Origin of the sequence: Terribacillus sp. 7520-G, from assembly GCF_002271665.1 — a bacterium.
GTDB lineage: Bacteria > Bacillota > Bacilli > Bacillales > Amphibacillaceae > Terribacillus.
The window spans coordinates 1-23,576 of record NZ_NQFP01000001.1 but is presented as its reverse complement, the minus strand read 5'-3'; the positions used below and the strand labels follow the sequence as shown (position 1 = coordinate 23,576).

The following is a 23,576-nucleotide window of genomic DNA, read 5'->3' as shown; positions in this document are numbered from 1 at the left end:
GTGTTTATATGGATGACAAAAATAGACAAAAACTATACAGAAATTTATTGATATATTAACTAGATGGGGTGTTCAGTTTTGAGTTGAAACGGATAGTAACAGCCCATGTAAAGGAAATGGATTATTTATACTGGATATTCCTTGCAAAAAATATAAAAACTATATTCCGTCTGGGCATTTCATGCTATTATCTTTAGTAGGTATTTTTTAGAAAGGCGGATCAACGTGACATTACAACGTCAAACACGTAAGAAAAAGAAAGTTCGCAAATTCAGAGTGTTTATAATGGTATTCCTGATCGCTTTCTTAGCAATTGGAGGTTATGCTGCGTATGAATATATTTCTGCTTCGCTTGCTGCGAATACAGATAACAATCTTAGTGATGATGTGGAATTCAATGGGTCGGATGAGAATGTCGATAATGTGAATGTGCTCGTCCTCGGCAGTGATTCCCGCGGGGAAGATAGTGCACGAGCGGACACAATCATGATCGCCAACTACAGCTCGGATACGAAACAGCCAAAGCTAGTATCGATCATGCGTGACACGTATGTGAATATTCCGGGATATGGCTATAATAAAATCAATGCTGCCTATTCAATCGGCGGACCGGAACTGATGCGGAAAACAATCACCGAAAACTTCGGTATCGATATTAATTACTATGCTGAGATTGATTTTAAAGGCTTCGAGAAGCTTGTCGATGCAGTGGCACCCGATGGTATTGAAGTTACCGTAACCCCTGAAATGACAACGGATCAAAAAGCCTTGGGAGTGCAGCTGACGGAGGGTACGCAAAAACTTCACGGCAAAGAGTTATTGGCTTATAGTCGATTCCGCCACGACGCAAATGGTGACTATGGCCGTGTTCAGCGTCAGCAGGAAGTCCTTGGTAAGTTGAAAGAAGAAGTGGCCAGTGTGACGACAGTTGCTAAACTGCCGAAAATGATTGGAATTGCCAATGGCTATGTCAGCACGAATGTCCGCAATGGCCTATTATTGTCGATGGGTACAGATGTCCTGCGTGGGAAAACCGGAAACATTGAGACGATGCGCATTCCGATGGATGATACTTACCATGATGCCCGCTACGATGTCGGGGCTGTGTTGGAGTTCAATGTTGGCGGTTTGGAACAGAATGCTCAGGAAGCGCAAACCTTCTTGAATCAGTAATTAAGACCTCTTCTTTTAAGGTGTTTTAAAAAGAAGAGGTTTCTTTCGTTGTATTAATCTAAGTTTCAGTGGTATTCAGTAGCTATGAAAGAAATGTATAAGAAGTCTTCGTTAACACAAAATTTGAGCATGGTCACGAAGAATAAATTAACCATGTATATTCTTAAGGCGGCGTGGATGCAACAATTAACTAGAAGAGAAAATCGATATAACTTAGTTTTACTTTGCGGTTGGGTTTATTTATTGGATTGTAATGAGTTGTAGGAAGAAAAACCATGTAAAAACTGTCCTTGGTAGTTGATTGGGATATAAAAAACGCACACTTTTGAATACAAAGGTTAATACTTTTTGAGAATGAACAGAGCTCCTGGCAAAACAGCCAGGAGCTCTTATTAGTTAATTTAATACATGCATATGCTTCGATTCCCCAAGCACAGCTTCTGCGATGTTAACGGCGTGATCCCCGATTCGCTCCAGGTTGCTGATGATGTCTACAAAGACAATGCCGGACTGGCCGCTGCAGGAGCCTTCCGTCAAGCGCTGGATATGCTGCTTGCGGAGCTTGCGCTCAAGTGTGTCGATTTTATTTTCTTGTTCCACCACGACTTTTGCCTGCTCTTTATCATTGTTCTGTAAGGAGAGCATGGCATCCCTCACGGTATCCGTTGTAAGCAGGAACATGTTTGTCAGATCTTCCATTGCGGAAGTGGAGATTTTGACTTTGTTCGTCTGCTGATATTCGACGAGTTCGACGATATTCTCGAAGTGGTCGCCGATTCGCTCGATATCGCTGACCGCATCAATCAAGGCGCTGTGTTCTTCTGATTCCTGTGGCGAAAGGGACTCGGCAGAAATCTGGACGAGATAGTCCGTGATTTTGCGGTCGAAGTTATTGATGGCTTCCTCGATCTGATAGGCAGTGTCGGCATGTTTCACTTGCTTGGTCTGCAAGTACTGGCTTGTTTCTTCCAATCCTTGTACAGCGATATCTCCCATGCGGACAACTTCCTGCTTGGCATTGCCCAAAGCAACGAAAGGTGACTGCTGAATGACAGCCGGATCCAATGTTTTGGCATGGAAGTCAGCCATTTTTTCTTCACCCGGGATCAATTTAGTGACGATCCAGGCAAGTAACGCGACGAACGGAAGCTGAATCAATGTGTTCGTAATATTGAATGTTCCATGCGCGAATGCAATGGTCATGCTTGGATTCAAATCCCATGCTGTCTGCATCCAGCTGACCAGGGCGGTATATGGGATAAGCAGGATCAAAAAGATCACTGTCCCGATGAGGTTGAATAATACATGGGTTGCCGCTGCTCGTCTCGCTGCAATCGAAGCACCGATGGAAGCAAGAATGGCAGTGATCGTCGTTCCGATATTATCCCCGAATAGGATTGGCAAAGCTGCCTGCAGATCGACAAGGCCCTCGGTATAAAGACCTTGCAGAATGCCGATTGTTGCACTGGAGCTTTGTACGACGACCGTGAATAGCGTCCCGGCTACGACAGCCAGGATAGGATTGTCGCTTAGCTGAACCGTAAGATCATGGAAGGATTCCAGGCTGCGGAGCGGTTTCATCGCACCGCTCATCAGTTCAAGGCCGTAGAACAGTGCACCGAAGCCGAAGAAGATTTGGCCGACGTTGTTGATTTTTTTGTTTTTAAAGAAGAATAGCATCATGGCGCCGACAGCGAGGATCGGCAGTGCATAGGCACCGACATCCAATCCGATGATGAAAGCAGTGACTGTCGTTCCGATATTGGCCCCCATGATGACGCCGATTGCCTGGCGCAATGTCATGAATCCGGCACTTACCAAGCTGACGGTGATGACCGTCGTACCAGAGCTGCTCTGAATCAGGATGGTGACGAGCATCCCGGCAAGGACACCCATCAATGGGTTGGTCGTGAGCTTATCCAGAATGTCACGCAATTTATCTCCGGCCGACTTCTGGAGACCGTCCCCCATCGATTTGATACCAAAAAGGAAAATACCCAATCCCCCGATAAAGGAGAAAATCAGTTCCTGTATATTTATATCCAAGTTTTCACCCCTAAGGTTATAATCTGTCGCAAACAGGACTATTATGTCTAATTGTTAAGTCGGTGTAAAGGTTAAAATGAAAGGATTTACAAAACCTTTACAAAGGGAAGGGGATTATTTTAAAAGGTTCCATATAAAGGGAAAAAAGCTGTTCCTTAAGGGAACAGCTTTTAAAATCCAAGCATTTCTTTATAGCCGGTAAATACGATATAAATCGTACCGATCATCATCACTGCAAGCAGCACGAGCATGGTGTAGAAGAAAGTCTTTTTTCCTTTGGATGGCATGGTGACGCTCCTTTTGCATAAGTCAATGGTATCATCATACCATGCCTGTCTTACATAATTCCAACGTTACTCCTCATACTAACAGGACGAGGAGGGAACGGATTGAAAAAGCATCCAGGTAATAAAGGGCAAGGCAAGACATCGAATACCGGGAATATGAAGTGGTGGCAGCTTTCGCTCATCGGCATCGGCTGCACGATCGGGACGGGATATTTCCTCGGTTCCGTGATCGGAATCCATCTGACTGGGGCTTCCATTGTCATTTCCTTTGTTGCTGCCGCCATTGGTACGCTGATTGTCTTCCTATCATTGGCGAAGATGACAGCGAGTGATCCGCAGGAAGGATCATTCTGTTATTATGCAGGCAAGGCATTCGGCGGCTGGGCCGCATTCAGCTGCGGCTGGAGCTATTGGTGTTCCAATATTTTGATCATGGGAAGCCAGCTGACTGCGATTTCGCTTTTGAGCCAGTTCTGGTTCGAAAAGGTGCCCTTATGGGTGTTTTCGGCAATCTATGCCGCATTGGCCATCATCGTCGTCCTGACCGGGGCGAAGGGATTCAATAAGATGGAGAATGTATTCGCGATCGTCAAAACGGCTGCAATCACCATGTTCATAGTGTTGGCTGCCCTTGTCTTATTTGATGTCATTTCGACTGAATCGACATATAAGCCCTTCCAGGAATCTTTCCTTCACGATGGATTCAAGGGATTATGGGCTTCGCTTATCTATGCGTTTTATGCTTTTGGCGGTATCGAGGTCATCGGGATGATGGCGATGCAGCTGAAGAAGAAGGAAGAGGCTGCCAAGGCGGGGACAATCATGCTGATCGGACTTGCCATTCTTTATGTCCTTTCCTTGCTGCTGGCCATCAGCCTGGTGAAGACACATGATTTCAAAATGAATGAAAGCCCATTCGTGACAGCGCTCAAGCAGACTCCGCTTGATTTCTTTCCGCATGTGTTCAATGCAGCCGTCATCATCGCCGGCTTCTCTACATTGTGTGCGGCGCTGTTTGCCGTGACCAATCTGCTCGTCATGCTGGCCAAAGACAAGGATGCGCCGCAGCTTTTTGCCAAAAAGCTGAAATTCAAGGACCTGCCTTTGGCGAGTCTGCTGCTCGCAGCTGTGGGGCTCCTTGCCAGTATCATCACGGCGCTATTATTGCCTGGGAAAATATATGAGTACATCACGACGGCGGCAGGTCTTTTGCTTTTGTACAATTGGCTGTTCATTTTGGCTTCTGCCTGGAAAAATGAAAAATTCAAGCTGGGCAGCAAGGTGGCTGCAATCATCGGGGCCATCCTGCTGCTTGCAGGCATCAGCGGGACGGCAGTCGAAGCGGAAGTGCGTCCCGGCCTTTATGTAAGCGGCGGCTTTGCCGTGCTGATCCTGCTTATCGGCATTTGGGTGAAGCGCAAGAAATCAGAAAACACGCAGCACGCCTAAATAGCCGAAATAAATACCAAAGCCGAGCAGGGAGAGCCCGGAAACGAAAGTGATCAGCCGCAGGAGCCGATCACTCAGGAAACGGCGCAGGCTGCTTGATAAAAGGGCGATGACATTATCCCATAAAAAGACACCGATAAAGATGCTCGTCGTGTAAAGCAGCAGGTGGTCAGCCTCGCCTTGCTCGACGATTTTGGCAAGGACGGACCCATAGACACCCACCCAGAACATGATGCTGATCGGATTGACGAGCGCAAGGAAGAATCCGTAGCGAAGACCCTGCAGCGGGGCAACCGTCGTCATGCCGGCGCGTGTCAATGTCCGCGTCTTCAGAACGCTTTCCATGCCAAGATAAAGGAAGACGAAGCTCCCGAAAAAATATAAAAAAGACTGGACGATCGGGATCATGATGACATGATAAAACCCAAGATATACGAGCAGCATATAGAGGATATCCGCCAGCATGGCCCCGAAGCCGACGGATAAGCTTTGCAGGAATCCGCCGCGGATTCCTTTTTCCATTTGGGCAGCATTCACTGGTCCGACTGGAGCGGATAAGCTGACTCCCAACAAAATATAGTGCAGGATATTTCCCATGCTTGGCCTCCTTTTGACTCTCTTGTACAGCCTATTCAGAGGAGGGGGAGGGTAGTCCGATTTTTTATTTTACAAAATATTAATGCATCCTTGAAAACACGCGTTTCTTAATGGAAAATGCGTGTTTTCTTTGTGCTTCAGGTTTTTGCGACAAATCCTGCAGTTAAGCTTCTGTAAAAATGGGGGCTATCCGCTTCAAGATGTCGAAAGTGGTAAATCCCCCCTTTTCTTGCAAAAACTACGATTATAAGACAGAATGGCGATGGATGAACGAAAAGTCCTAAAAAATGTCAAGGAGGGTCGGTGTTCGTAAGCTGTTCTGCCCAAAAATCAAGAGGAGTGGATGATAATGAAGGATATTCGCAATACCGATTTTCAGTTGATTCTCGATCAGTACAAGAACATGATTCATTACCATATCCATCGGATGAAGATCCGGGATCCGCATGACGAGTTCCTCCAGGAAGGCATCATGGCACTGTTCCTTGCCTGTAATGGGTATGACGAAACGAAAGGGGATTTTAATGCCTATGTCAGCAGAATGATCCGCTTCCGCCTGATCGACTACCTCAGAAAAATCATCCGCGAACAAGAAAAAGTCGACCTCCTCATCAATGAAACCCACACCCTTGCCGTTATCCAGGAAGAAGAAGATTTGATGGAGAAACAGGAATTCTGGGACAAAATCAAGCAGCTCCTGACGGATAAGCAATATAAATGGGTGTACTGGAAAATCAAGCATGACTTGACGATCAAGGAAATTGCCCATATCGAGGACACAACCGAAGATGCCGTCAAAAATTGGGGAAGGGAAGCGAAAAGGAAGCTGAAGGAACAGCCGTTCATTATGGAATGCCGAGGTAAATAAGGAATGACAAAGGGTGCATCTTCATGCACCCTTTACATATACATGAAAAATGTAAAATTAATGAAAAAGTTATGTAAATAATATCCGCAAATTGGATAATTTATAGTAAACTATTATCATTATCGCAACAGTATTCAGTTTGATTTATAGCTTGACAGAAGTGTTTATACACCTCGAAATAAGAAGGGATCGTAAAAATGAAGAAAATTGCAATTGTTGGCACAGGATATGTAGGCTTAGTGACTGGAGTGGCACTATCGGATATCGGACATGATGTAACATGCGTGGATATCGATGAAGCGAAAGTCGCCAAAATGAACCAAGGCTTATCTCCAATTTATGAGCCGGGTCTGGCAGAATTGATGACCAAAAATATCGAAAAGGGCAATCTTCATTTCACGACTGACCACAGCGTCGCTTTCAAGGATGCGGATGCCATCTATATAGCAGTAGGTACACCGGAAAGGGCGGACGGTTCTGCCAATCTTGACTTCGTGCAGCAGGTGGCAAAAGACATCGCTGCCAATGTGTCGGATAAAGGAGCCGTTGTCGTTACGAAAAGTACGGTGCCGGTCGGTACGAATAAGCTTGTGAAGCATTGGATTACCGAAGCGCTTGATCGCGATGTGCAAATCGAGGTTGTATCCAATCCGGAATTCCTTCGGGAGGGCTCGGCTGTCTACGATACATACTATGGCGACCGGATCGTGATCGGAGCGGAAAGCCCGGCTGCAGCGGATTTGATCGAAGAAATCAATAAGCCGTTTGGCGTTCCTGTATTCCGTACGGATATCGAGAGTGCCGAAATGATCAAATATGCATCCAATGCCTTCCTGGCAGCGAAAATCAGCTTCATCAATGAAATCGGTACGATTTGCGGCAAGCTAGGGGCCAATATCGAGGATGTTGCCAAGGGAATGGGCATGGACAAACGGATCGGCGACAAATTCCTGAATGCCGGCATCGGCTATGGCGGATCCTGCTTCCCGAAAGATACGAAGGCTCTTGTTCAGATCGCCGGTGACGTGAATCATAAATTCGACTTGCTGGAATCCGTCATCAATGTAAATAATCAGCAGCAGCAAATTCCGGTTGATATCGCCCAAATGGTCGTACGCGGCGGACTGGAAGGCAAGAAAGTCGCCATGCTCGGCCTGGCGTTCAAGCCAAACACCGATGATATGCGCGAATCAGCCAGCATCGTCTTGGCACGGAAATTGACGGAGCTTGGTGCGAACATCTCCGCATTCGACCCGATCGCGATGGAAAATGCGAAGCGTCTGCTTCCGGAGACTGTGCATTATGCAGCCAGCACGGAGGAAGCATTAAAGGATGCCGATGTCGCGATCATCGTGACAGAGTGGGATGAATTCAAAGACTTGCCATTGACTGTCTTTGAAAAGCAAATGAAGCAGCCGATCGTCATCGATGGCCGCAACTGCTATCCGTTAAGCTATGTGGAAACAGCGAATATCGATTATCACAGCATTGGACGACCTTCTGTCATCCGTGCGAAGAAATCAAATCAGCCAGCAAATTAATCACATAAGATAAACGAAAGGAGGCTGCTGTCCATTGTGGGACGGCTGCCTCTTTTTCATTTTGGCGGATCCATTCAAGGGTGCAGGAAGTATCTGCCGACGATCATGAATAGATTAAACATAATGAAAAGACATAAAGCGCTGATCATGATCATGTCAAATATACGTCTCTAGTGTGTACTCGGTTTATGGTCGGCGCTCTCCTCATCCTTGTTATATGTGAGCAATTCTTCTTCTATCTCTTCATTCAGTTTTTTTAAAGCTTCCGCTTCTTCGTTTTTATTACGCTCCTGTTCCGGCATTGCGTTCACCCTTTTAAGCCAGTCTTGATCAATGATTTCTTTTCGGCCTGCTCATATAGTTCCAGAATATTCTCCACTATCTGCTGGGAAGATACTGCCCCGATGATACAGAACATGAATCCGTTCAGGAAGGCGAGGCAGCTCTTTCTTTCTGAACCAAAGATGATGCCTCTCACATCAGCTGAAGCGGGGTTCATTATTGTTGGCAATTGCTGCTCCATGCCTTTCTTTCGCATCGAGGAACCGACTAAAAATAGGTCGTTTACATCATAGGATTGCTGCTCTTTGACACGATACCGGCCTGTGATATTCAAAGATGCTGCATCTGATAGGCGGAAAGACTGAGCCAATTTCAAAATTTGTTCCATGGCAGCCTTTCGACTATTGAAATATCTGTAAGCCAGTTCAAAAATCACACTTGGATGCTGCGTCATATATAGTTCCTCCAACAGCTCTTCGTAAAGGAAAGGCTCTCCTTTCCGGAATGGCTTGCCATGGATGCTGCTGCCATTGTTGGTAGGCCAGTCACTCAGGGTTAGTTCCCCTTTTTTCAATCCTTTCTCCAGGAGTGAATACAAGAGGAGCAAGGGACCCAAACCGTCAATTGTCTGGCTCTGTGTGTTTCCTTTTTCGTAAACATTTTTATCATCCTCATCGTAAAGCCTCGCAGCGAATGAACAATCGAGCAATTCTGCCAATTCGGATGGCTCATGACTGATGGCTTGTCTGCTGGATTGTTTTAGTTGTTCCGGAAGATAATGACTCGTTAAGCGAAAGTCACTTCCCGATACAGAACCTTTAAGCAAAATGAGGGAGTCATCAGAACAATATAACGGGATTCTTCTTGCTAGATCGTGTGCGTTATTAAACCAGCCGCCTACCTTGGAAGAAGGAATTTGCTTGATCACCTGTCTCATATATTTGCCATGCCCAAACACATAGTCAAATCCTGCATCCAAAATTTTTGGGAGGAGCTTATCGTGCAGCTGCTGACTGTTTTCACCCAAGTCTGCAACCTGCCCCAAGACCAATATCTTATTGCCCTTGTAAAACTTTTGTCTGGTACGAAAAGTGTCCAAGGCGTTCTCCATTGCTGGTATGGAAGCATTATGGGAATCATCGAGAATATCGACGGATCTTTGATCGGCGGTAGTGAGTGTTTTTAATTCCATGATTCGGTCCAGTGATTTGAAATGCAATAATTTCGGAATGAAGTGCTGCAGATCATAACCATTTTCACCCAAGTATAATAATACGGCCAGGGTGTTCTCGATGGTGCCTTTTCCGGCCAATTTCATCTGGAATTCGTACTCATCCCCCCGATAGCAGACAGTGGCGGATGTGACATATTTATCACTGGCGATATGCTTGAGATAAAGGTCTGCTTCGCTGCTTGTCATGCTGTATGTCCTGATTCGATCCGTTCTCTGCTTCGCTTTATCATAAAGAATATCAAATTCCTTGGCAGCGATATCCTGGTTGATGATTGCCAAGCCATCTTTTTTCAAGCCTTCAAAGATCCTCGCTTTGAACCGTGCTATGTTCGCTGTCGAGTGAAGGGTGGATAAATGCGCCTCCCCTATGGCAGTTACGATACAAGCGTCAGGCTCGATGTTCAAGGCTTGATTCCCTCTATTATTCAAAGCATTCAAGCTTATTTCCAATATCGCAAAATCGGGATTCGTGCATAATTTCGCACCATATAACGGAACGCCGGCTTGGGTATTATGATTGCCCCTGGTGGCTACAAGGGTATGTTCCTCTTTCAGCAAATGCTCGAATAAAAGCCGGGTGGTGCTTTTGCCGACGGATCCAGTAATCCCGATTACGGGATTCGTCATTTTCTTTCGGGAAGCTTTGGCTAACTGGGAAATAGCCCGGTAGCTGTCCTTGACGATCAATTGAGGGATCGAGTCCTTCAATGCTGGAATGGCTTTTTCCGTGATGATTAAACTGCATTTCTCAGAATGGCCCAATATTCTTTTGTTTCCATCCACCCATTGTGTTTGTTTGTTTTTGTGGGCAGCTTCCCATCTTTTTTTGGAAATGGAGATAAAGCAGTTCCCTTTTACGGGCTGAAAATGTCTTGGTTCGATTTCAAAGTTAGTAATCAAGCAATCCTTGCTGCTGTCATCATTCCAATAATATCCATCCAATATTTCCTGTATCTCACGTAAACTGTATCCCATCTCCAAAATCCTTTCTATCAGCGAACTTTTGAGGGAATACCCTCTGTGCCTCCTGCTATTCCTAATCTTACATAAAAAGTCTTTTGATGTAATGGATTTCCCTGTATAAAAATGGCATACGCTGTTAATTCATTCGTGCAATAGCTGAGCCAATGATCATGATTCTTCCAGTAATCTTTCTCGATAAAGTGATCAAATGCTTTTTCCACAGCATCGATCCATTTCTGCTGCTTATCCAGCCGGTACAGTCTCATCAGGGCAAATGCTGCTTCTCCATCGTAGTAAATGATACGGAATCTCTCTTTCACTTGAAGGGATGGATAGTGAAGCACATGCATGAATTCCCCATTTTCCAGCTGCAAATTCAAAATCCCTTGCGCAAGCTTTTGGGCATGGGGTAGATAGGAAAAGTCATCAAATACTTCCGCTAAACCAGAGCGGAGATATTTTGAATTCGGATTGAAGAATGTAAGCGATAAGCTGGATTTCATCTATCATCGGAATACCACCTTCCCTACATTTTTAGAGCTGACCCTGGCAACAAGCAAAATGATCGATCGCCTGAAGGAAACAGGACACAGCGATCTGTTGGACAGCTTCGATGAGGAAAAATTGGAAAATACGATTCATAAAAGAGCGGAATATCAGCGGAACGGTCACTTTTATCCGGAATTGGCCATGTACTGCAAGAACCCTGGCCGCATACTGGGCAGCTTCTTCATCAGACACCATTCTTTCCGCGCCCGTATAGATGACATCGAGCATTATTTGTCAGGCTACTGCGCCTACTATCAGCGATATGCAGGGGCAAAGCAGTCATGACGGCAATAAGCGGATGCCATTCATCTTGATCGGGAGGTAATATCGTGAAGATAATTGGAAATGGTCTTATCCTGGCAAGTGTCATATTGCTAGCGGTCTTCGGTTATCAATATTTTACGCAAAAGCAAGAACAAAACCATTCCTTCATTGAAGCGGAAGAAAAAATAAATGAAGAAGGGAAGGCCATCGACGAGCCCTCCATCGCAGATTTTAAAGCGGAAGAAAATGAAGCCTTTGCCATTTTGGAAGTCCCTAAATTAAAAAAATCCTTACCTATCATAGAAGGAACGGATCCAGATGATTTGAATAAAGGGGTCGGACATCTGACCGATTCCGTATATCCTGGACAAAAGGAACAAATTGTTTTGTCGGGGCATCGTGATACTGTTTTCCGGAGCTTCGGCGAGTTGGAGCTGGGAGATCGATTTATCGTGAAGATGCCTTATGGTACCTACACCTATGAAATCAAAAGCACCGACATCGTACCCGAGGATGATACAACAGTGATTCGCAAAATGGGGGAGGAAGTATTGGTAGTCACTACTTGCTATCCATTTCACTACGTGGGCAGCGCACCGGAAAGGTTCATCTTTTACGCTTATCCTGTCGCCGAATCATGATCAGTCATGACAAAATTCAGCCGGCAGCGGATACTGTCGGCGTTCCTTTGCTTGGAATCAGCGCGTGATGGAAACAAAATGTCAGGAACTTTGACGGGTGGACACCTTGCTGCACTGCAGGGTGCTTTTTTTCTGTGTGGAAATGAATCTATTATACTATTAAAAATTGTAAATGCAGTTACAAAAGTGCTAGATTTCACCACAAAATTCTGCGAGTTTTGTTATAATTGAAACAACAAAGCTGGAAAAGGTTGATAGTGATGCAGGAACAACAAGCTAGTCAGAATGAAGTGACAAAATCGGCTGTAACTGTCGGTCAAATGAGAATAGAACGGATTAAGCCCGGCAGTGTCTGGACGAGGATCGAGACATGTAAGCTGACGGCGGTGACGGCTCCCTCCGGCTATGGCAAGACGACCATGCTGCAGGAGTGGGCAGCACGGACGCATTTGGACGTGGGCTGGGTCAGCTTGGAGGAAGAAGATATCCAGCGAGTCCCTTTCTGGAAGAAGCTGATCCTGCATATGCCAGGTTTGCCGGAACAGGATCGGAAAAATTTATTGGATATCATACAGTCTGCTTCCTATTCGCCGACTCATTTCATTGCAACATGGTGTGCTTGCTTGCGTAATCATCAAGTCACCGGTGCATTGATCATCGATGATTTTCATTTGATGACAAATTCCAACGAATTATATGAAATGACAACATTATTGGAAGAGATGCCGGATACATTCCACATCATCGTTTCGGGGCAGTTCTTTCCCGGCCTGTCTTTAAAACGCCTATCGCGGCAGCGTCAGGTACTGCAAATAACAAAGTGCGATCTTATCTTTACAGAAGAAGAGATCGCATCGTACATCAGGAATCATCTGCAAAAGGAGCCGACCGAAGCGGCAGTCCGGGATATCATGCAGCAGACGCAGGGCTGGGCTGCCGGTATCCAGCTGATCCACATGTACGAGCAGTTCCAGGAGGATTATTCCGAGCTGATGTTTTCGAATGTCATGGTCGCAAGGCAGCTGATACAGGAAATTGTCTATAGTCTGCATGAAAATGAGCGGAATTACTTGCTGTCCACCTCCATCTTGAATGTGATGCATGTTCGCTTATGCGATTATATTGCCGGTACAAGGCGCGGCCGCGTGGTGATGAGAAGATTAAGGGATCAAGGCTTGCTGAATGAACTGCAGGATGAGCCGGGCTGGTTCACCTATAACAAGCATCTCCGTACATATTTGAAAGAAATGCTCGATATGCAGAATATCGATGTCAAGGAATTGTATAAACGGGCCAGTATCTGGCATGAAAATGAGCAGATGCTGCTTACGGCCATTCAATATGCTTGGAAGGCTGGTGATCACACACGTGTCAGACAGCTCCTGATCAAAGCAGCTCCCCGCCTTCTCCAGGAAGGGCGCATCGATCAGCTGCAGGAATGGATCAATAAGCTGCCGCGCAAATATATTTACCAGATGGAACTTGGTATCATCTATGGCTGGGTGGAGTGCCTCCGTTATCAGCCGAAGGTGGCCCAGCGGCATGCCCATATGATAGAGGAGCAGCTGCTTCGCCGCGAATTGCAGTTCAGTGAAGAGGAAGAGAAACGGCATTTTGCTGATTTGTATACATTGAAAAGCTTCATTTCCCTATTGGAGGATGATGTGAAAAGTACGATGGATTATGCCAGCAAGGCACTGGTATACAGTAAGGATTCCAGCAGATACTTTTCACATTCCTTCGATTATAATCGGCATGACGCCACCATCCTTCATTCCCCGCTTGGAGGAGGCGGTGATTTGCGGGCGGTCCAGCGTGTCTATGAAAGTTTGGCGCACACGATTTCAGGCGAATCCGTGTTCAGCGGCTATTATCATCTGAGTCTGGCCGAGCTTGCCTATGAATGGGGAATGTCGGCCAAAGCGAAAAGTCACTTGGGAAAAGCGTTGTCCATTGCGGATTTATTCGGATTGCCAGGTCTGCTCGTCCCTGCATACATATTGAAATCCCGTCATGAATTGGAGCAGCAAGGTGATGCACAATCGGCCAAGGTGACGCTGAACAGGCTGAAGGACATGCTGACAAGGAGCAATGCTTCGGCAGATTGGTTCAAGAAAGCAGAAGCGGCAAGGATTCATATAGCGATCGATCAAGGTGATACGAAAAGGATACATAATTGGCTGACGCTGTTTTTCATGCAGGAGCCTCCGATTGAACAAAAAACCTTGTTTGAATACATGACCCTCATATGGGCTTATACAGCACTCGGTGAAGTCGAAGCAACACAGAGATATATCAAGAAGCTGCTGCCGCTTGTCAAATTCAGCAATCGGATCAGTGCAGGGATCGAATTGCATATCATCCAAGCGATACTGCTGTATCCAGCTGATAAGCAGCAAGCCCTCCTTTCCTTGAAAGAAGCACTGCGTCTCAGCGCTGATCATAAATATCTGCGCACCTTCTGGCGGGCCGGCGAGACGGTGCGCGATATGCTGCATGAACTGCTGTCATCAGGCAGTGTGGCGAAAAGGCAGCAGAAGTATGTGGAACAGATCCTGTCGTATTGGTCCGAGGAAACCGATGATCAAAAGCTGCAAAGCAGGCTGACAACCAGGGAATTGCAGCTTGTCTATCACTTGCAGCTTGGCAAACGGAACAATGAGATAGCCCAGGAGCTTGATTTATCACTCGGTACCGTCAAGGTCTATTTCCACCGGATATATGAAAAGCTTGGTGTGAAAAATCGCAAGCAAGCGAAGGAAATTGCCGCTGGTCTTGATTTCTCCGCTATTTTGTAAAGAAGCAATGATATTTGCGGATTTATGCTGAATGGAGGATTTTTTTGTAGTAGAATGGAAGAAATGGAAAATGCGGAAGGAGGCGGCACCTTGCTGCAGGCTGTGCATCATATTGCAATCATTTGTTCGGATTATGCAGAATCCAAACGCTTTTATACCGAAATATTGGGGCTGCGGATCATTCGGGAAGTGTACCGTGAGGAGCGTGATTCATATAAACTGGATCTTGCCCTCGGAGATACCTACGTCATTGAACTATTTTCCTTCCCGAATCCTCCGGAGCGGCCGAGTTATCCGGAAGCAGCGGGATTGCGCCACCTTGCATTCTCCGTGGATGACGTCGAAAAAGAAGTGGCCCGTCTTCGGGACATGGGTGTGAAGACGGAGCCAGTCCGGGTCGATCCTTTTACAGAAAAAGCATTCACATTCTTCCAGGATCCGGATGGCTTGCCGATCGAGCTGTATGAAGAGGGGGCCTCGGTGTGAAAAAGGAGACAATGCTGATTGGGACATTCATCGTTTTCCTTGGTATCGCAGTTTCTGCTTTCTTCTATGTACAGAACAAATCGGTGACGAGCAATTCCCTGAAGGCGAATGAGCAGAAAGAGCAATCCTATGCTGCCAAGGCAAAGGTGACAGAGGAGCCTAAGGAACTGAAAGCCGAGCACATCGAAGGGGAATTTGCCCTTCAGAAAGAAATGATCACAGATGAAGAAAAGGAAGCTGCCGGACCAGAACCCGAGGTACAGGAAGAGGAAGTGCTGACGACCGAAGAACCAGTCATCGCAGAAGATGACACGGAAGAAGTCGATGGCTCTGATTCCACTTACCAAGCACCTGCCCCGAGCTATACTGCACCAGTGGGCGGATCATCAGGCAGTTCCCCGAGTTATAGCGGCAGCTCTGGCAGTTCCGGCAGCTATAGCGGCGGCGGAACTTCAGGCAGCAGGGGATCATCAGGCAGCAGTTCCGGCAGCAATGGATCTTCCAAAGAGCCGGAAGAGGAAAAATCGGCAGATCCAGCGACTGCCCCTCCTGAAGAAAAGGAAGGACCAGCAGCAAAACCTGATACAACCCCGAAGCCGGCTGAGGATGAGCCGGACGAGGAAACGGTACAGGAGCAAGAGCCTGCACCAGAGCCTGAGCCCGATGTCCCTGCCGGAGACGATGAAGAAATCCAGGCAGTTGGATGATGCCGTATAGTCGCACATTTGTGCGGCTTTTCTTTTAGCGACTATGTTATGTTGGCTGCTCTATGGGTAATATGGAGAGAAAGGCTTTCACATGAGGGGAGTAGTTATGAAAACAAGGTACTATGCCATCATTGATATTGGATCCAATACAATGCGTCTTGTCGTATATTTGCGTGACAAGAACGGAAGAATCAAAGAAAAAGAGAATGTAAAGGTCGTCGCGCGTCTGCGCAATTATTTGACAGCAGAAGGAATCCTTGATGGGCAAGGGATCCGGATATTGCTTAAGACATTGCACAGCTTCCAGGAAGTGACACGCTATTATGAATTGGAAGAGACGACCTGTGTGGCGACTGCTACGGTTCGGCATGCGAAGAATCAGCAGGATATATTGGATATGGTGGCAAAAGAGACGGACTTCACCATCCGGGTCCTTTCGGATTATGAAGAAGCGTATCTAGGCTACTTGGCAGTGACGAACAGCATGCCATTCCAGGATGGGATCACGATAGATATCGGCGGCGGCAGTACCGAGCTGACATATTTCAAGGATCGGCAGCTGCAGTTCTATCATAGCTTCCCATTCGGGGCCCTGTCGCTGAAGCGGCAGTTTGTCGCCGGGGATAAGCCGACAGCAGAGGAGCTGGATCAGATTCATACGTATGTATACGGGCAGCTGCAGACCTTGGAATGGCTGGCGGACAAACAGCTGCCTGTCATCGCCATCGGCGGAAGCGCACGGAATGTGGTCCAAATACACCAGGAAAAGGTGGGCTATCCTTTAGCAGGACTGCATCAATACAAGATGAAGAAGCAGGATATCGAGGATATGGAAGCAGAGCTTGCTCCGCTGGACTTTGCGGAACTGCAGAAGGTCGATGGCCTCTCGAAGGATAGGGCTGATATCATCCTCCCGGCGATGCAAGTATTCCGCTGCCTGCTTGATATCGTAGGTACGACGGATTTCGTCCTCAGCCGCAAAGGCTTGCGGGATGGTTTGCTCTATGAGGTGCTCAGGCGCCGGGATCAGATGACATTGTTCGCCGATGTGCTGGAACGCAGCTTCGAGGAATTGGCGAAGGATTTCGAGATTGACCGTGCGCATGCGCTGGAGCGGCAGGGGACAGCCTTGCAGCTGGCGGAGCTGGTGGAGGGCCTTGATCTTGCGGAATGGAATGCAAACGATAAGTTCCTCGTCAGGTATGCAGCTTTTGTATATAATATCGGGGCTTATATCGATACGGAATCCGGAAACCAGCATACATTTTACCTCCTTGCCAATCGGACGATCGATGGTTTGCTGCATAAGGATCGAATCATCCTGGCGCTGCTGGCGTCCTTTAAGAACAAGTCCTTCTATAATCGGAATGCAGAAGTGTTCCGATCCTGGTTCAAGGGGGAGGAGCTGGCCCATTATCGTTTGCTGGGAGCCATCATAAAGCTTGCCAACAGCCTGCATGCGACAAAGCGGAATATCGTCGCGGGCATCGAGCTGCAGGATGAAGGGGGAGATTTGGTGCTTATCGTGACATGCAATAAGGACTGGCAGGCAGAAAAGTACCAAGTCGAAAAACAGAAGAAGCATCTCGAAAAACAGCTGCGGCGAAATATTCAGCTTGTTTTCCGGGAAGATGCACATTCCAATATAAGCTAAAAAATTACAAAAACTTCATAAAATCTCATGATTAGCTGCTGATATACTAAAATTGATAGAATATTGTCGAAAAGTGGTGCATGGAAATTGAGAACAGAGGAACAGCTTCGGGTGGATTTGAATAACCCGAATAATTACAATAACCGAGAGTTGAGCTGGCTTGCATTTAATGAACGAGTGCTGGAGGAAGCGCTTGATGAGCGCAACCCTTTGTTGGAAAGGCTAAAGTTCCTATCGATTTTCAGTTCCAATCTGGATGAGTTTTTCATGGTTCGTGTAGCAGGTTTGAAAGACCAGGTGAAGGCCGGCTTCAACCGTCCGGAAAACAAAGCGGGCATGACACCGAAACAGCAGCTCCAGAAAATCGGAGCGAAAGCGCATCGTCTCGTCGAGATGCAGAATAGTTTGTTCCAGGATATCATCATACCCGAATTGAGGGAAGAGAAGGTGGAGCTATTGGGGATGGAGCAGCTGTCGAACGCGCAACTGCTGCGCCTGGAAACATACTTCGAGGAAGAGATATTCCCTGTCCTTACACCGATGGCAATCGATGCGTATCGTCCGTTCCCGATGCTGTTGAACAAGAGTCTGAATCTTGCGGTATCTTTGCTGGATGAGCATGAAGCCGATGAGGCATCCCAGCATAAAACGGCCATCGTACAAGTGCCGGCTGTCCTGGATCGTTTCATCCAGCTGGAGGACACGGAGGAAGATGCCCTTCACTTCGTCTTATTGGAAGACGTCATCAGTCATTATATGCATAAGTTATTCCGCGGTTATCATATCAAGTCCGTCACTGTCTTCCGGATCACACGGAATGCGGATATGACCATCCATGAAGAAGGTGCCCGCGACCTGCTGAAAGTGATCGAGAAAGAACTGAAGAAGCGCAAATGGGGAGCGGCTATCCGGCTGGAAATCCCGAAACGGGAGTATGACTATAAAATGGTCACTTACCTGACGGATATATTGGATATCCACCGTAAAGATGTCTATGAAATAGATGGACCAATCGATTTGACAAGCCTGATGCAATTTTACAAAATAGTGGCTGCCAGGCGGGAGCATCTGGTCTATGAAACACTCATCCCGCAGCCGCCAGCTGAAATCGGGACCGATGAGAATCTGTTTGATGCAATCAATGACCGGGATATTTTCCTGCATCATCCGTATGAATCATTCGAACCCGTCGTTGATTTCGTTTCGAAGGCGGCGGATGATCCCGATGTGCTGGCCATCAAGCAGACGCTCTATCGGGTGAGCGGGGATTCCCCCATCATAGACGCGTTGAAGCGTGCAGCCGAGAAAGGGAAGCAGGTCACCGTTTTGTTCGAGCTGAAGGCCCGCTTTGACGAGGAGAATAATGTGCAGTGGGCAAAGGAGCTGGAAAAGTCCGGCTGTCATGTCATCTATGGGATGACGCATTTGAAGACGCATAGCAAGATCACACTTGTCGTGCGGAAAAAGCATAACCGGATCGAGCGCTTTGTCCATCTTGGAACGGGGAACTATAATGATCAGACGGCCAAGCTGTATACGGATATGGGGCTGTTTACCTCCAAACGTAAATTCGGCATCGATGCGACGAATTTCTTCAATTACTTGAGCGGCTATACCGAGAAGCCCACCTTCCATCATCTTTCGGTGGCGCCATTTGACATTCGCTCGGATATGATCGGCATGATCGATGAAGAAATACGTTTACATAAAAAGCATGGTAATGGACGTATCATCATGAAAATGAACTCCATCACCGATAAACCGATCATTCAAAAATTATATGAAGCATCGATCGCCGGTGTGAAGATCGATTTGATCATCCGGGGCATTTGCTGCCTTCGCCCCGGCATCAAGGGTATCAGTGAGAATATCAAGGTGCGGAGTATCGTCGGAAGATACTTGGAGCATACACGAATCTATTACTTCCACCATAACGGGGAGGAAAAGATCCATCTGTCTTCGGCCGATATGATGACAAGGAATATGGAGAAGCGAGTGGAGATCCTTTTCCCTATATTCAACGGATCGATCAAGCGCAGGATCCGCGGTATCCTCGCTGTGATGCTGCAGGATAACTGCAAAGCAAGGGAACAGGATGAAAACGGCGTCTATCATTATGTGAAACGCGTTGATCAGGAGGAGTTGATCGATAGCCAGCTGATTTTGTTCAATGAAGCATATCACCATGTAATGGAAGACGAGGAATGAAAATGGGACGCAGCCAGCGTCCTATTTTTGCTTTTCGACAAAAACTGCTGGGAATCATTGCTATAATATAGACTGGCACTTTTCTAACACTTCCGGCAGAGGGGCGAAAAGCAGTGAAGGCATTTTACATTACGTTACTAAGTATTGGTTTACTTGCAATAGTCGGTACTGGTGTCTACTTCTTCCTAGCACAGGAAGAAGACAATTCGGCAAGCGGGAAAGAGAGCGTGCCGCCGGTGCAATCACAGCAGCCAGAGGGAGCAAAGGATAAAGATATAAAACGAGAAGGAGCTTCCCAGCTGGAGGAACTGACTGGTGGTACGAAGGATTTCCTCTCTACGTTCTCTTATGAGGAATATGATGAACCGATTGCTTATCAGGATGAAGAGCTTGTCAAACAGATCATCAGTGATCAGCATGCCTATTTGAATGATCTGACCGGCTGGGGGCATATCGACAATGTAGACACTGCTTATCTGGCCGAATCAGATGAATGGCAAAAGCTGCAGGATGATGTGGAACGTCTGCGCACGGAAGGATTCGCTCCATCGGAAGCAGTGAATGATATGTGGAACGCCGAGGCCTTCATGCGAATCGCTGCAGACAGCGCGGATTTGAACAGCCTGCGATATGTGCACCGGATCTTTCATGACATGGATGCCGAAATCAATGGTGCCGAGGTGGATAAAATCTGGGGGGCGACGCGTGCATTCGGTGCGGAGCTGGAGACGCAGGAGCTATATGCTTATATCAAAGGATAAAAACGGAGCAGTCCTCAATGACTGCTCCGTCCTGCTTCATAAAGCCGTGCTGCATAGGAGGCATACATGTAATCAAAAAAATGAATATCCGTATAGGATGGAGACGCCTGCATCGGTGCTTGCTTCTGCAGCTTGAGGAACCATTCATCAGCCATTTCCTGATCATGTACAGCCAAGCTGTAAAGTACAGCCAGCGCATACACCGAGCTGGATTCATAGCTGGATGCTGGTGCAGCAGTAGTCCGGTTGTAGCGTCCATGAAGAACATTATCTGCTTTCGCTTGTTTTTGCAGCCAGTCATGGAATTTCGCTGGTGTTTCATTTGTGCTTTTCACATACTGCATTGCAATCAGGAATTGATCGATCATGTTTACCGTTTCTGGATCAGCCGTATGATAGCTTTTGTCCCGGGGATGATAGATTTCGATAAAAAAAGGTGTGTCTGTCTGGCCACCCCTCAGTATCCGCTTGTATTCTTCCAAATTAGGCGCCCTCATATCTTCCAATACAGTGAAATTTAAATAACTGAGATGCATTTCGGAAGATTGCTGTTTCCATGATCTATCATAGAAGTCCGTGATAAGGCCATCCGTGAGCTGCGTGCGGATCATGGTATCCCAAATCTGTTCTGCCAGGTCGGTATAGGCCGCATCATGGAATTTTTCCCCGCCGGCCATCAGCACCTCTATTATCCGGAAATCATCCACGGAAGCATTGGTGGAGATGTTTTCCCCGATCTGCCACTTCAGATGGATTTCTCCCGCTTGTTCCACTGCGAAATGCTCCTGCAGCAGCTGAAATTGCTCCTCGAATCCCTTTTGATCATCGGCCAATAACAAATACTCCATATATTGACCCATACTTTCAAGGAGGATGGGGCTGCTATCACGTCGTTCATCCCCATAGCTGCTGATCAGCCTGTCGCTGTTTTGGTAGTGGCGTTCGACAGTGCGGGTCACCGATTCCGTAACGGGCAAGGCGGAGAAGTTAAGAAACAATGCCATGCAGCAAATCAACAGTATGGTCCCTTTCACAGCATAGCTGTTCATGCAGCATCATCCTTGAATCTTTCCGTCTTATCCCATTGCATGGTTTTCCTGGTCACTCGGCTCCATAGATAGGCTACGCCACTCCGCAAAAGCAGGAGCAGGAAGATCTGCGCATATGTGAAATACATTATCAATCCAATAAGGACATTGAATGGCGTGATTGTTCCTTCGAGCACCATCGCGCTGATGATTTGGGCGGTATATACCACATAGCTCATGAACCAGAACAACAGCAGCGGCGACTCGAAATCAGGCAGATCGACCCCCAGCAAGTTGAGGACAAACCATATATTGGAGAACAGCAGCAGCAGTACGAATAAAAGATACGTCATGACATGCTGCAAGCTATGGACGAATGTCCGTCCCTTCCAGTATCGCCATTCATGAAATGATTTCTCCAACAAATAAATATTGCCTGTCAGCCATCTAGTGCGCTGTCTGATAAAAATGCCTATCTTTTCAGGCTCTTGTTCCCATGTCCTGGAATGATGGACGACAGGTAATTTCCATCCAAGGGATGTCAGTCTTACCGTCAGCTCCGCATCTTCCGCTAAAGCATACACATCATAGCCGCCAGCTTCCCGAAGGACACTTCTCCTGAGCAGCATGTTCGTCCCCGCCAGGGAACCAGTTTTGAACATTTTCCATCTGCCGCTTTGCATCAAGAGCTGGAATACTTGAAATTCGATGGAGATCATCCTGGTCAGGATGTTCCGATGCGCATTGATTGTCTTGACATAACCTACTGCGCCGCCGGCCTCGGGTGTGGATTCGGCAGCGTGTACAAGCTCGATCACACTGTTTTCATCAGGCTGGTTATCTGCATCGAATACGATGAAGTAATCGGATTCCGTTACCGACAGACCATAGTTCAATACCCTGGATTTTCCTTTCGGTGATCCAGGAGGAACCTTCAGATAATGGATCCGTGAAAAGGTGCTGCTGAATTTCTGGATGATGTCGGCTGTATCGTCAGTGGAGGCATCATCCAGCATATAGACATCCAGCGTCCCGGGATATTTCAGGCGAAGCATGGCATCCAAGGTTTGTTTGATCACTATCCCTTCGTTATGTGCTGGAATCAAGACAGCCACCGAAGGATAAGCAGGTAAGGTGATGCCATTTTTCTTTTGTAATCGCTGAAGGACCCCGGCGATCGTAAGGATGGAGTAATAAATGAGCAGAATCCAGAAAAAGGCAATGACTGCTATCAGAATTATCTTCATCTCACAGCTCCTTCCAACGGACGGTCCATTTCCGTCCCCTCATCCATGTCTTCTTCTTTCATGATTTCACATAAGAGCGGAGGATCGATCAAGTTGAATTGATCACGAAGCTTATTCCTCAACCTTTCCACCACGATATGGCAGCCCGCTTCATTTGTATTCTGCAGGAAAACAAGAAACTGCTCGGGATTCCTTTGGGTGACCAAATCGAATTCAGCACGGATGGAGCTTAAGATACCCTCACTTATGGTGTGGGATAGGGACGCAAGCGTTTCGGGTTTTCCGGCAGGTGTCAAAATCGAGACAAGGAGATAATGATTGCTTTCATTCCTGCGTCTGGTGCCGGTGGTGATCAGCTTCACACGGCTTTGGAATTCGGACTCTGTCAGCAGATTGGTGGAACCGGCATATTTTTCAAGTGTTTGGATCCGTTCCTTTAATGCTATATTTTCAGATTGATAGCGGGAGGTGATTCCATAGATGAGCCAGATCAAGATGATCGCCGCCGTCACGAAAATATGACGAAGCATGAAATGAATCTGATCCTGGAGAGATACATGTGTAAATAACGCATCGAACAGTAAGTAGAAGCCAAAGGCAAGACTTAGCGATAGCAGCGTCACGAACTGTCTGGTAAAGCTTCCGGCATGGATGGAAAAGATGGCCAAAACCAAAATCAAGCCATCAACAGCAGGTATCGTGGAGGAGGTTGTATACGATAAGGCTATCAAACTCAAAAACAGACATGTCAGCAAGATACGTAGTTGCATGCAATACCTACTTTCTTTTGTAT

The 23,576-nt window shown here is 46.9% G+C and carries 18 protein-coding genes and 2 pseudogenes; 12 read left to right on the top strand and 8 right to left on the bottom strand.

Going from position 1 to position 23,576, the window contains the following annotated elements:
* Positions 1 to 225 precede the first annotated feature (225 nt).
* Positions 226 to 1,173, top strand: coding sequence for an LCP family protein (locus CHH53_RS00095; RefSeq protein WP_233134711.1), 948 nt, complete (start codon positions 226 to 228; stop codon positions 1,171 to 1,173).
* 396 nt (positions 1,174 to 1,569) lie between these two features.
* On the opposite strand, the gene CHH53_RS00090 is transcribed toward CHH53_RS00095, so the two are convergent.
* Complete coding sequence (locus CHH53_RS00090; protein WP_095214083.1) at positions 1,570 to 3,219, bottom strand: Na/Pi cotransporter family protein; 1,650 nt, start codon at positions 3,217 to 3,219, stop codon at positions 1,570 to 1,572.
* A 443-nt stretch (positions 3,220 to 3,662) separates the two neighbouring features.
* Between CHH53_RS00090 and CHH53_RS00085 the strand changes: the two genes are divergently transcribed.
* Positions 3,663 to 4,955 carry an amino acid permease gene (locus CHH53_RS00085; protein ID WP_095214314.1) on the top strand — a complete coding sequence of 431 codons (1,293 nt, stop codon included), beginning with the start codon at positions 3,663 to 3,665 and terminating at the stop codon, positions 4,953 to 4,955.
* On the opposite strand, the gene CHH53_RS00080 is transcribed toward CHH53_RS00085, so the two are convergent.
* Positions 4,932 to 5,552: a LysE family translocator gene (locus tag CHH53_RS00080; RefSeq protein WP_095214082.1), complete on the bottom strand. Its 621-nt coding sequence runs from the start codon at positions 5,550 to 5,552 to the stop codon at positions 4,932 to 4,934. The genes CHH53_RS00085 and CHH53_RS00080 overlap by 24 nt on opposite strands.
* 349 nt (positions 5,553 to 5,901) lie before the next feature.
* Here CHH53_RS00080 and CHH53_RS00075 point away from each other — a divergent pair, with 349 nt between their 5' ends.
* Positions 5,902 to 6,420 (top strand): RNA polymerase sigma factor, encoded by a 519-nt coding sequence (locus tag CHH53_RS00075; protein WP_158221428.1) that lies wholly within the window; start codon positions 5,902 to 5,904, stop codon positions 6,418 to 6,420.
* Between the two features lie 197 nt (positions 6,421 to 6,617).
* Positions 6,618 to 7,961, top strand: a complete 1,344-nt coding sequence (locus CHH53_RS00070) for a UDP-glucose dehydrogenase family protein (protein WP_095214080.1) — start codon at positions 6,618 to 6,620, stop codon at positions 7,959 to 7,961.
* A gap of 170 nt (positions 7,962 to 8,131) precedes the next feature.
* Here CHH53_RS00070 and CHH53_RS17745 read toward each other — a convergent pair whose 3' ends face one another.
* The 3 genes and pseudogenes from CHH53_RS17745 to CHH53_RS17530 all read right to left on the bottom strand — a co-directional run.
* Complete coding sequence (locus CHH53_RS17745) at positions 8,132 to 8,263, bottom strand: hypothetical protein (protein WP_255374682.1); 132 nt, start codon at positions 8,261 to 8,263, stop codon at positions 8,132 to 8,134.
* A gap of 5 nt (positions 8,264 to 8,268) precedes the next feature.
* A complete protein-coding gene (locus tag CHH53_RS00065; RefSeq protein ID WP_095214079.1) occupies positions 8,269 to 10,452 on the bottom strand; it encodes a UDP-N-acetylmuramoyl-tripeptide--D-alanyl-D-alanine ligase in 2,184 nt (727 codons plus the stop codon).
* A 116-nt stretch (positions 10,453 to 10,568) separates the two neighbouring features.
* Positions 10,569 to 10,859 (bottom strand): annotated as a pseudogene (locus CHH53_RS17530) (hypothetical protein); the annotation flags it as partial.
* Positions 10,860 to 10,884: 25 nt separating this feature from the next.
* On the opposite strand from CHH53_RS17530, the pseudogene CHH53_RS00055 reads away from it, so the two are divergent.
* From CHH53_RS00055 to CHH53_RS00020, 8 genes and pseudogenes are all read left to right on the top strand, one after another.
* Positions 10,885 to 11,274 (top strand): annotated as a pseudogene (locus CHH53_RS00055) (hypothetical protein); the annotation flags it as partial.
* 44 nt (positions 11,275 to 11,318) lie between these two features.
* Positions 11,319 to 11,894 (top strand): class D sortase, encoded by a 576-nt coding sequence (locus CHH53_RS00050; protein WP_095214078.1) that lies wholly within the window; start codon positions 11,319 to 11,321, stop codon positions 11,892 to 11,894.
* 260 nt (positions 11,895 to 12,154) lie between these two features.
* Entirely contained in the window at positions 12,155 to 14,692 is a 2,538-nt protein-coding gene (locus CHH53_RS00045) for a LuxR C-terminal-related transcriptional regulator (RefSeq protein ID WP_095214077.1), read from the top strand.
* A gap of 90 nt (positions 14,693 to 14,782) precedes the next feature.
* The gene (gene gloA2, locus CHH53_RS00040) at positions 14,783 to 15,178 is read left to right on the top strand and encodes an SMU1112c/YaeR family gloxylase I-like metalloprotein (RefSeq protein WP_198946011.1); all 396 of its coding nucleotides are present in this window, start codon (positions 14,783 to 14,785) and stop codon (positions 15,176 to 15,178) included.
* Positions 15,175 to 15,885 carry a hypothetical protein gene (locus CHH53_RS00035; RefSeq protein WP_095214076.1) on the top strand — a complete coding sequence of 237 codons (711 nt, stop codon included), beginning with the start codon at positions 15,175 to 15,177 and terminating at the stop codon, positions 15,883 to 15,885. The genes gloA2 and CHH53_RS00035 overlap by 4 nt, the downstream gene beginning before the upstream one ends.
* Positions 15,886 to 15,991: 106 nt before the next feature.
* Positions 15,992 to 17,539, top strand: a complete 1,548-nt coding sequence (gene ppx / locus CHH53_RS00030; RefSeq protein WP_095214075.1) for an exopolyphosphatase — start codon at positions 15,992 to 15,994, stop codon at positions 17,537 to 17,539.
* A gap of 87 nt (positions 17,540 to 17,626) precedes the next feature.
* On the top strand, positions 17,627 to 19,747 hold the full coding sequence (locus CHH53_RS00025) for an RNA degradosome polyphosphate kinase (protein WP_095214074.1): 2,121 nt from the start codon (positions 17,627 to 17,629) through the stop codon (positions 19,745 to 19,747).
* 113 nt (positions 19,748 to 19,860) lie between these two features.
* Positions 19,861 to 20,508, top strand: coding sequence for a hypothetical protein (locus CHH53_RS00020; RefSeq protein ID WP_095214073.1), 648 nt, complete (start codon positions 19,861 to 19,863; stop codon positions 20,506 to 20,508).
* Positions 20,509 to 20,522: 14 nt separating this feature from the next.
* Here the strand turns inward: CHH53_RS00020 and CHH53_RS00015 are convergent, their stop codons facing one another.
* Genes CHH53_RS00015 through CHH53_RS00005 form a run of 3 tightly spaced genes read right to left on the bottom strand, consistent with a single transcriptional unit; the run spans position 20,523 to position 23,553 of the window.
* On the bottom strand, positions 20,523 to 21,557 hold the full coding sequence (locus tag CHH53_RS00015) for a hypothetical protein (protein WP_095214072.1): 1,035 nt from the start codon (positions 21,555 to 21,557) through the stop codon (positions 20,523 to 20,525).
* Complete coding sequence (locus CHH53_RS00010; RefSeq protein WP_095214071.1) at positions 21,554 to 22,783, bottom strand: glycosyltransferase family 2 protein; 1,230 nt, start codon at positions 22,781 to 22,783, stop codon at positions 21,554 to 21,556. The genes CHH53_RS00015 and CHH53_RS00010 overlap by 4 nt, the downstream gene beginning before the upstream one ends.
* Positions 22,780 to 23,553: a hypothetical protein gene (locus CHH53_RS00005; protein ID WP_095214070.1), complete on the bottom strand. Its 774-nt coding sequence runs from the start codon at positions 23,551 to 23,553 to the stop codon at positions 22,780 to 22,782. The genes CHH53_RS00010 and CHH53_RS00005 overlap by 4 nt, the downstream gene beginning before the upstream one ends.
* Positions 23,554 to 23,576: the final 23 nt, after the last annotated feature.

What these genes read in the sequence shown, in the direction of transcription:
- CHH53_RS17745 (WP_255374682.1), bottom strand. Translation starts at nt 8,263, where the DNA reads ATGCCGGAACAGGAGCGTAATAAAAACGAAGAAGCGGAAGCTTTAAAA.
- ppx (WP_095214075.1), top strand. Translation starts at nt 15,992, where the DNA reads ATGAAAACAAGGTACTATGCCATCATTGATATTGGATCCAATACAATG.
- CHH53_RS00015 (WP_095214072.1), bottom strand. Translation starts at nt 21,557, where the DNA reads ATGAACAGCTATGCTGTGAAAGGGACCATACTGTTGATTTGCTGCATG.
- CHH53_RS00005 (WP_095214070.1), bottom strand. Translation starts at nt 23,553, where the DNA reads ATGCAACTACGTATCTTGCTGACATGTCTGTTTTTGAGTTTGATAGCC.
- CHH53_RS00070 (WP_095214080.1), top strand. Translation starts at nt 6,618, where the DNA reads ATGAAGAAAATTGCAATTGTTGGCACAGGATATGTAGGCTTAGTGACT.
- CHH53_RS00065 (WP_095214079.1), bottom strand. Translation starts at nt 10,452, where the DNA reads ATGGGATACAGTTTACGTGAGATACAGGAAATATTGGATGGATATTAT.
- CHH53_RS00010 (WP_095214071.1), bottom strand. Translation starts at nt 22,783, where the DNA reads ATGAAGATAATTCTGATAGCAGTCATTGCCTTTTTCTGGATTCTGCTC.
- CHH53_RS00085 (WP_095214314.1), top strand. Translation starts at nt 3,663, where the DNA reads ATGAAGTGGTGGCAGCTTTCGCTCATCGGCATCGGCTGCACGATCGGG.
- CHH53_RS00075 (WP_158221428.1), top strand. Translation starts at nt 5,902, where the DNA reads ATGAAGGATATTCGCAATACCGATTTTCAGTTGATTCTCGATCAGTAC.
- CHH53_RS00080 (WP_095214082.1), bottom strand. Translation starts at nt 5,552, where the DNA reads ATGGGAAATATCCTGCACTATATTTTGTTGGGAGTCAGCTTATCCGCT.
- CHH53_RS00045 (WP_095214077.1), top strand. Translation starts at nt 12,155, where the DNA reads ATGCAGGAACAACAAGCTAGTCAGAATGAAGTGACAAAATCGGCTGTA.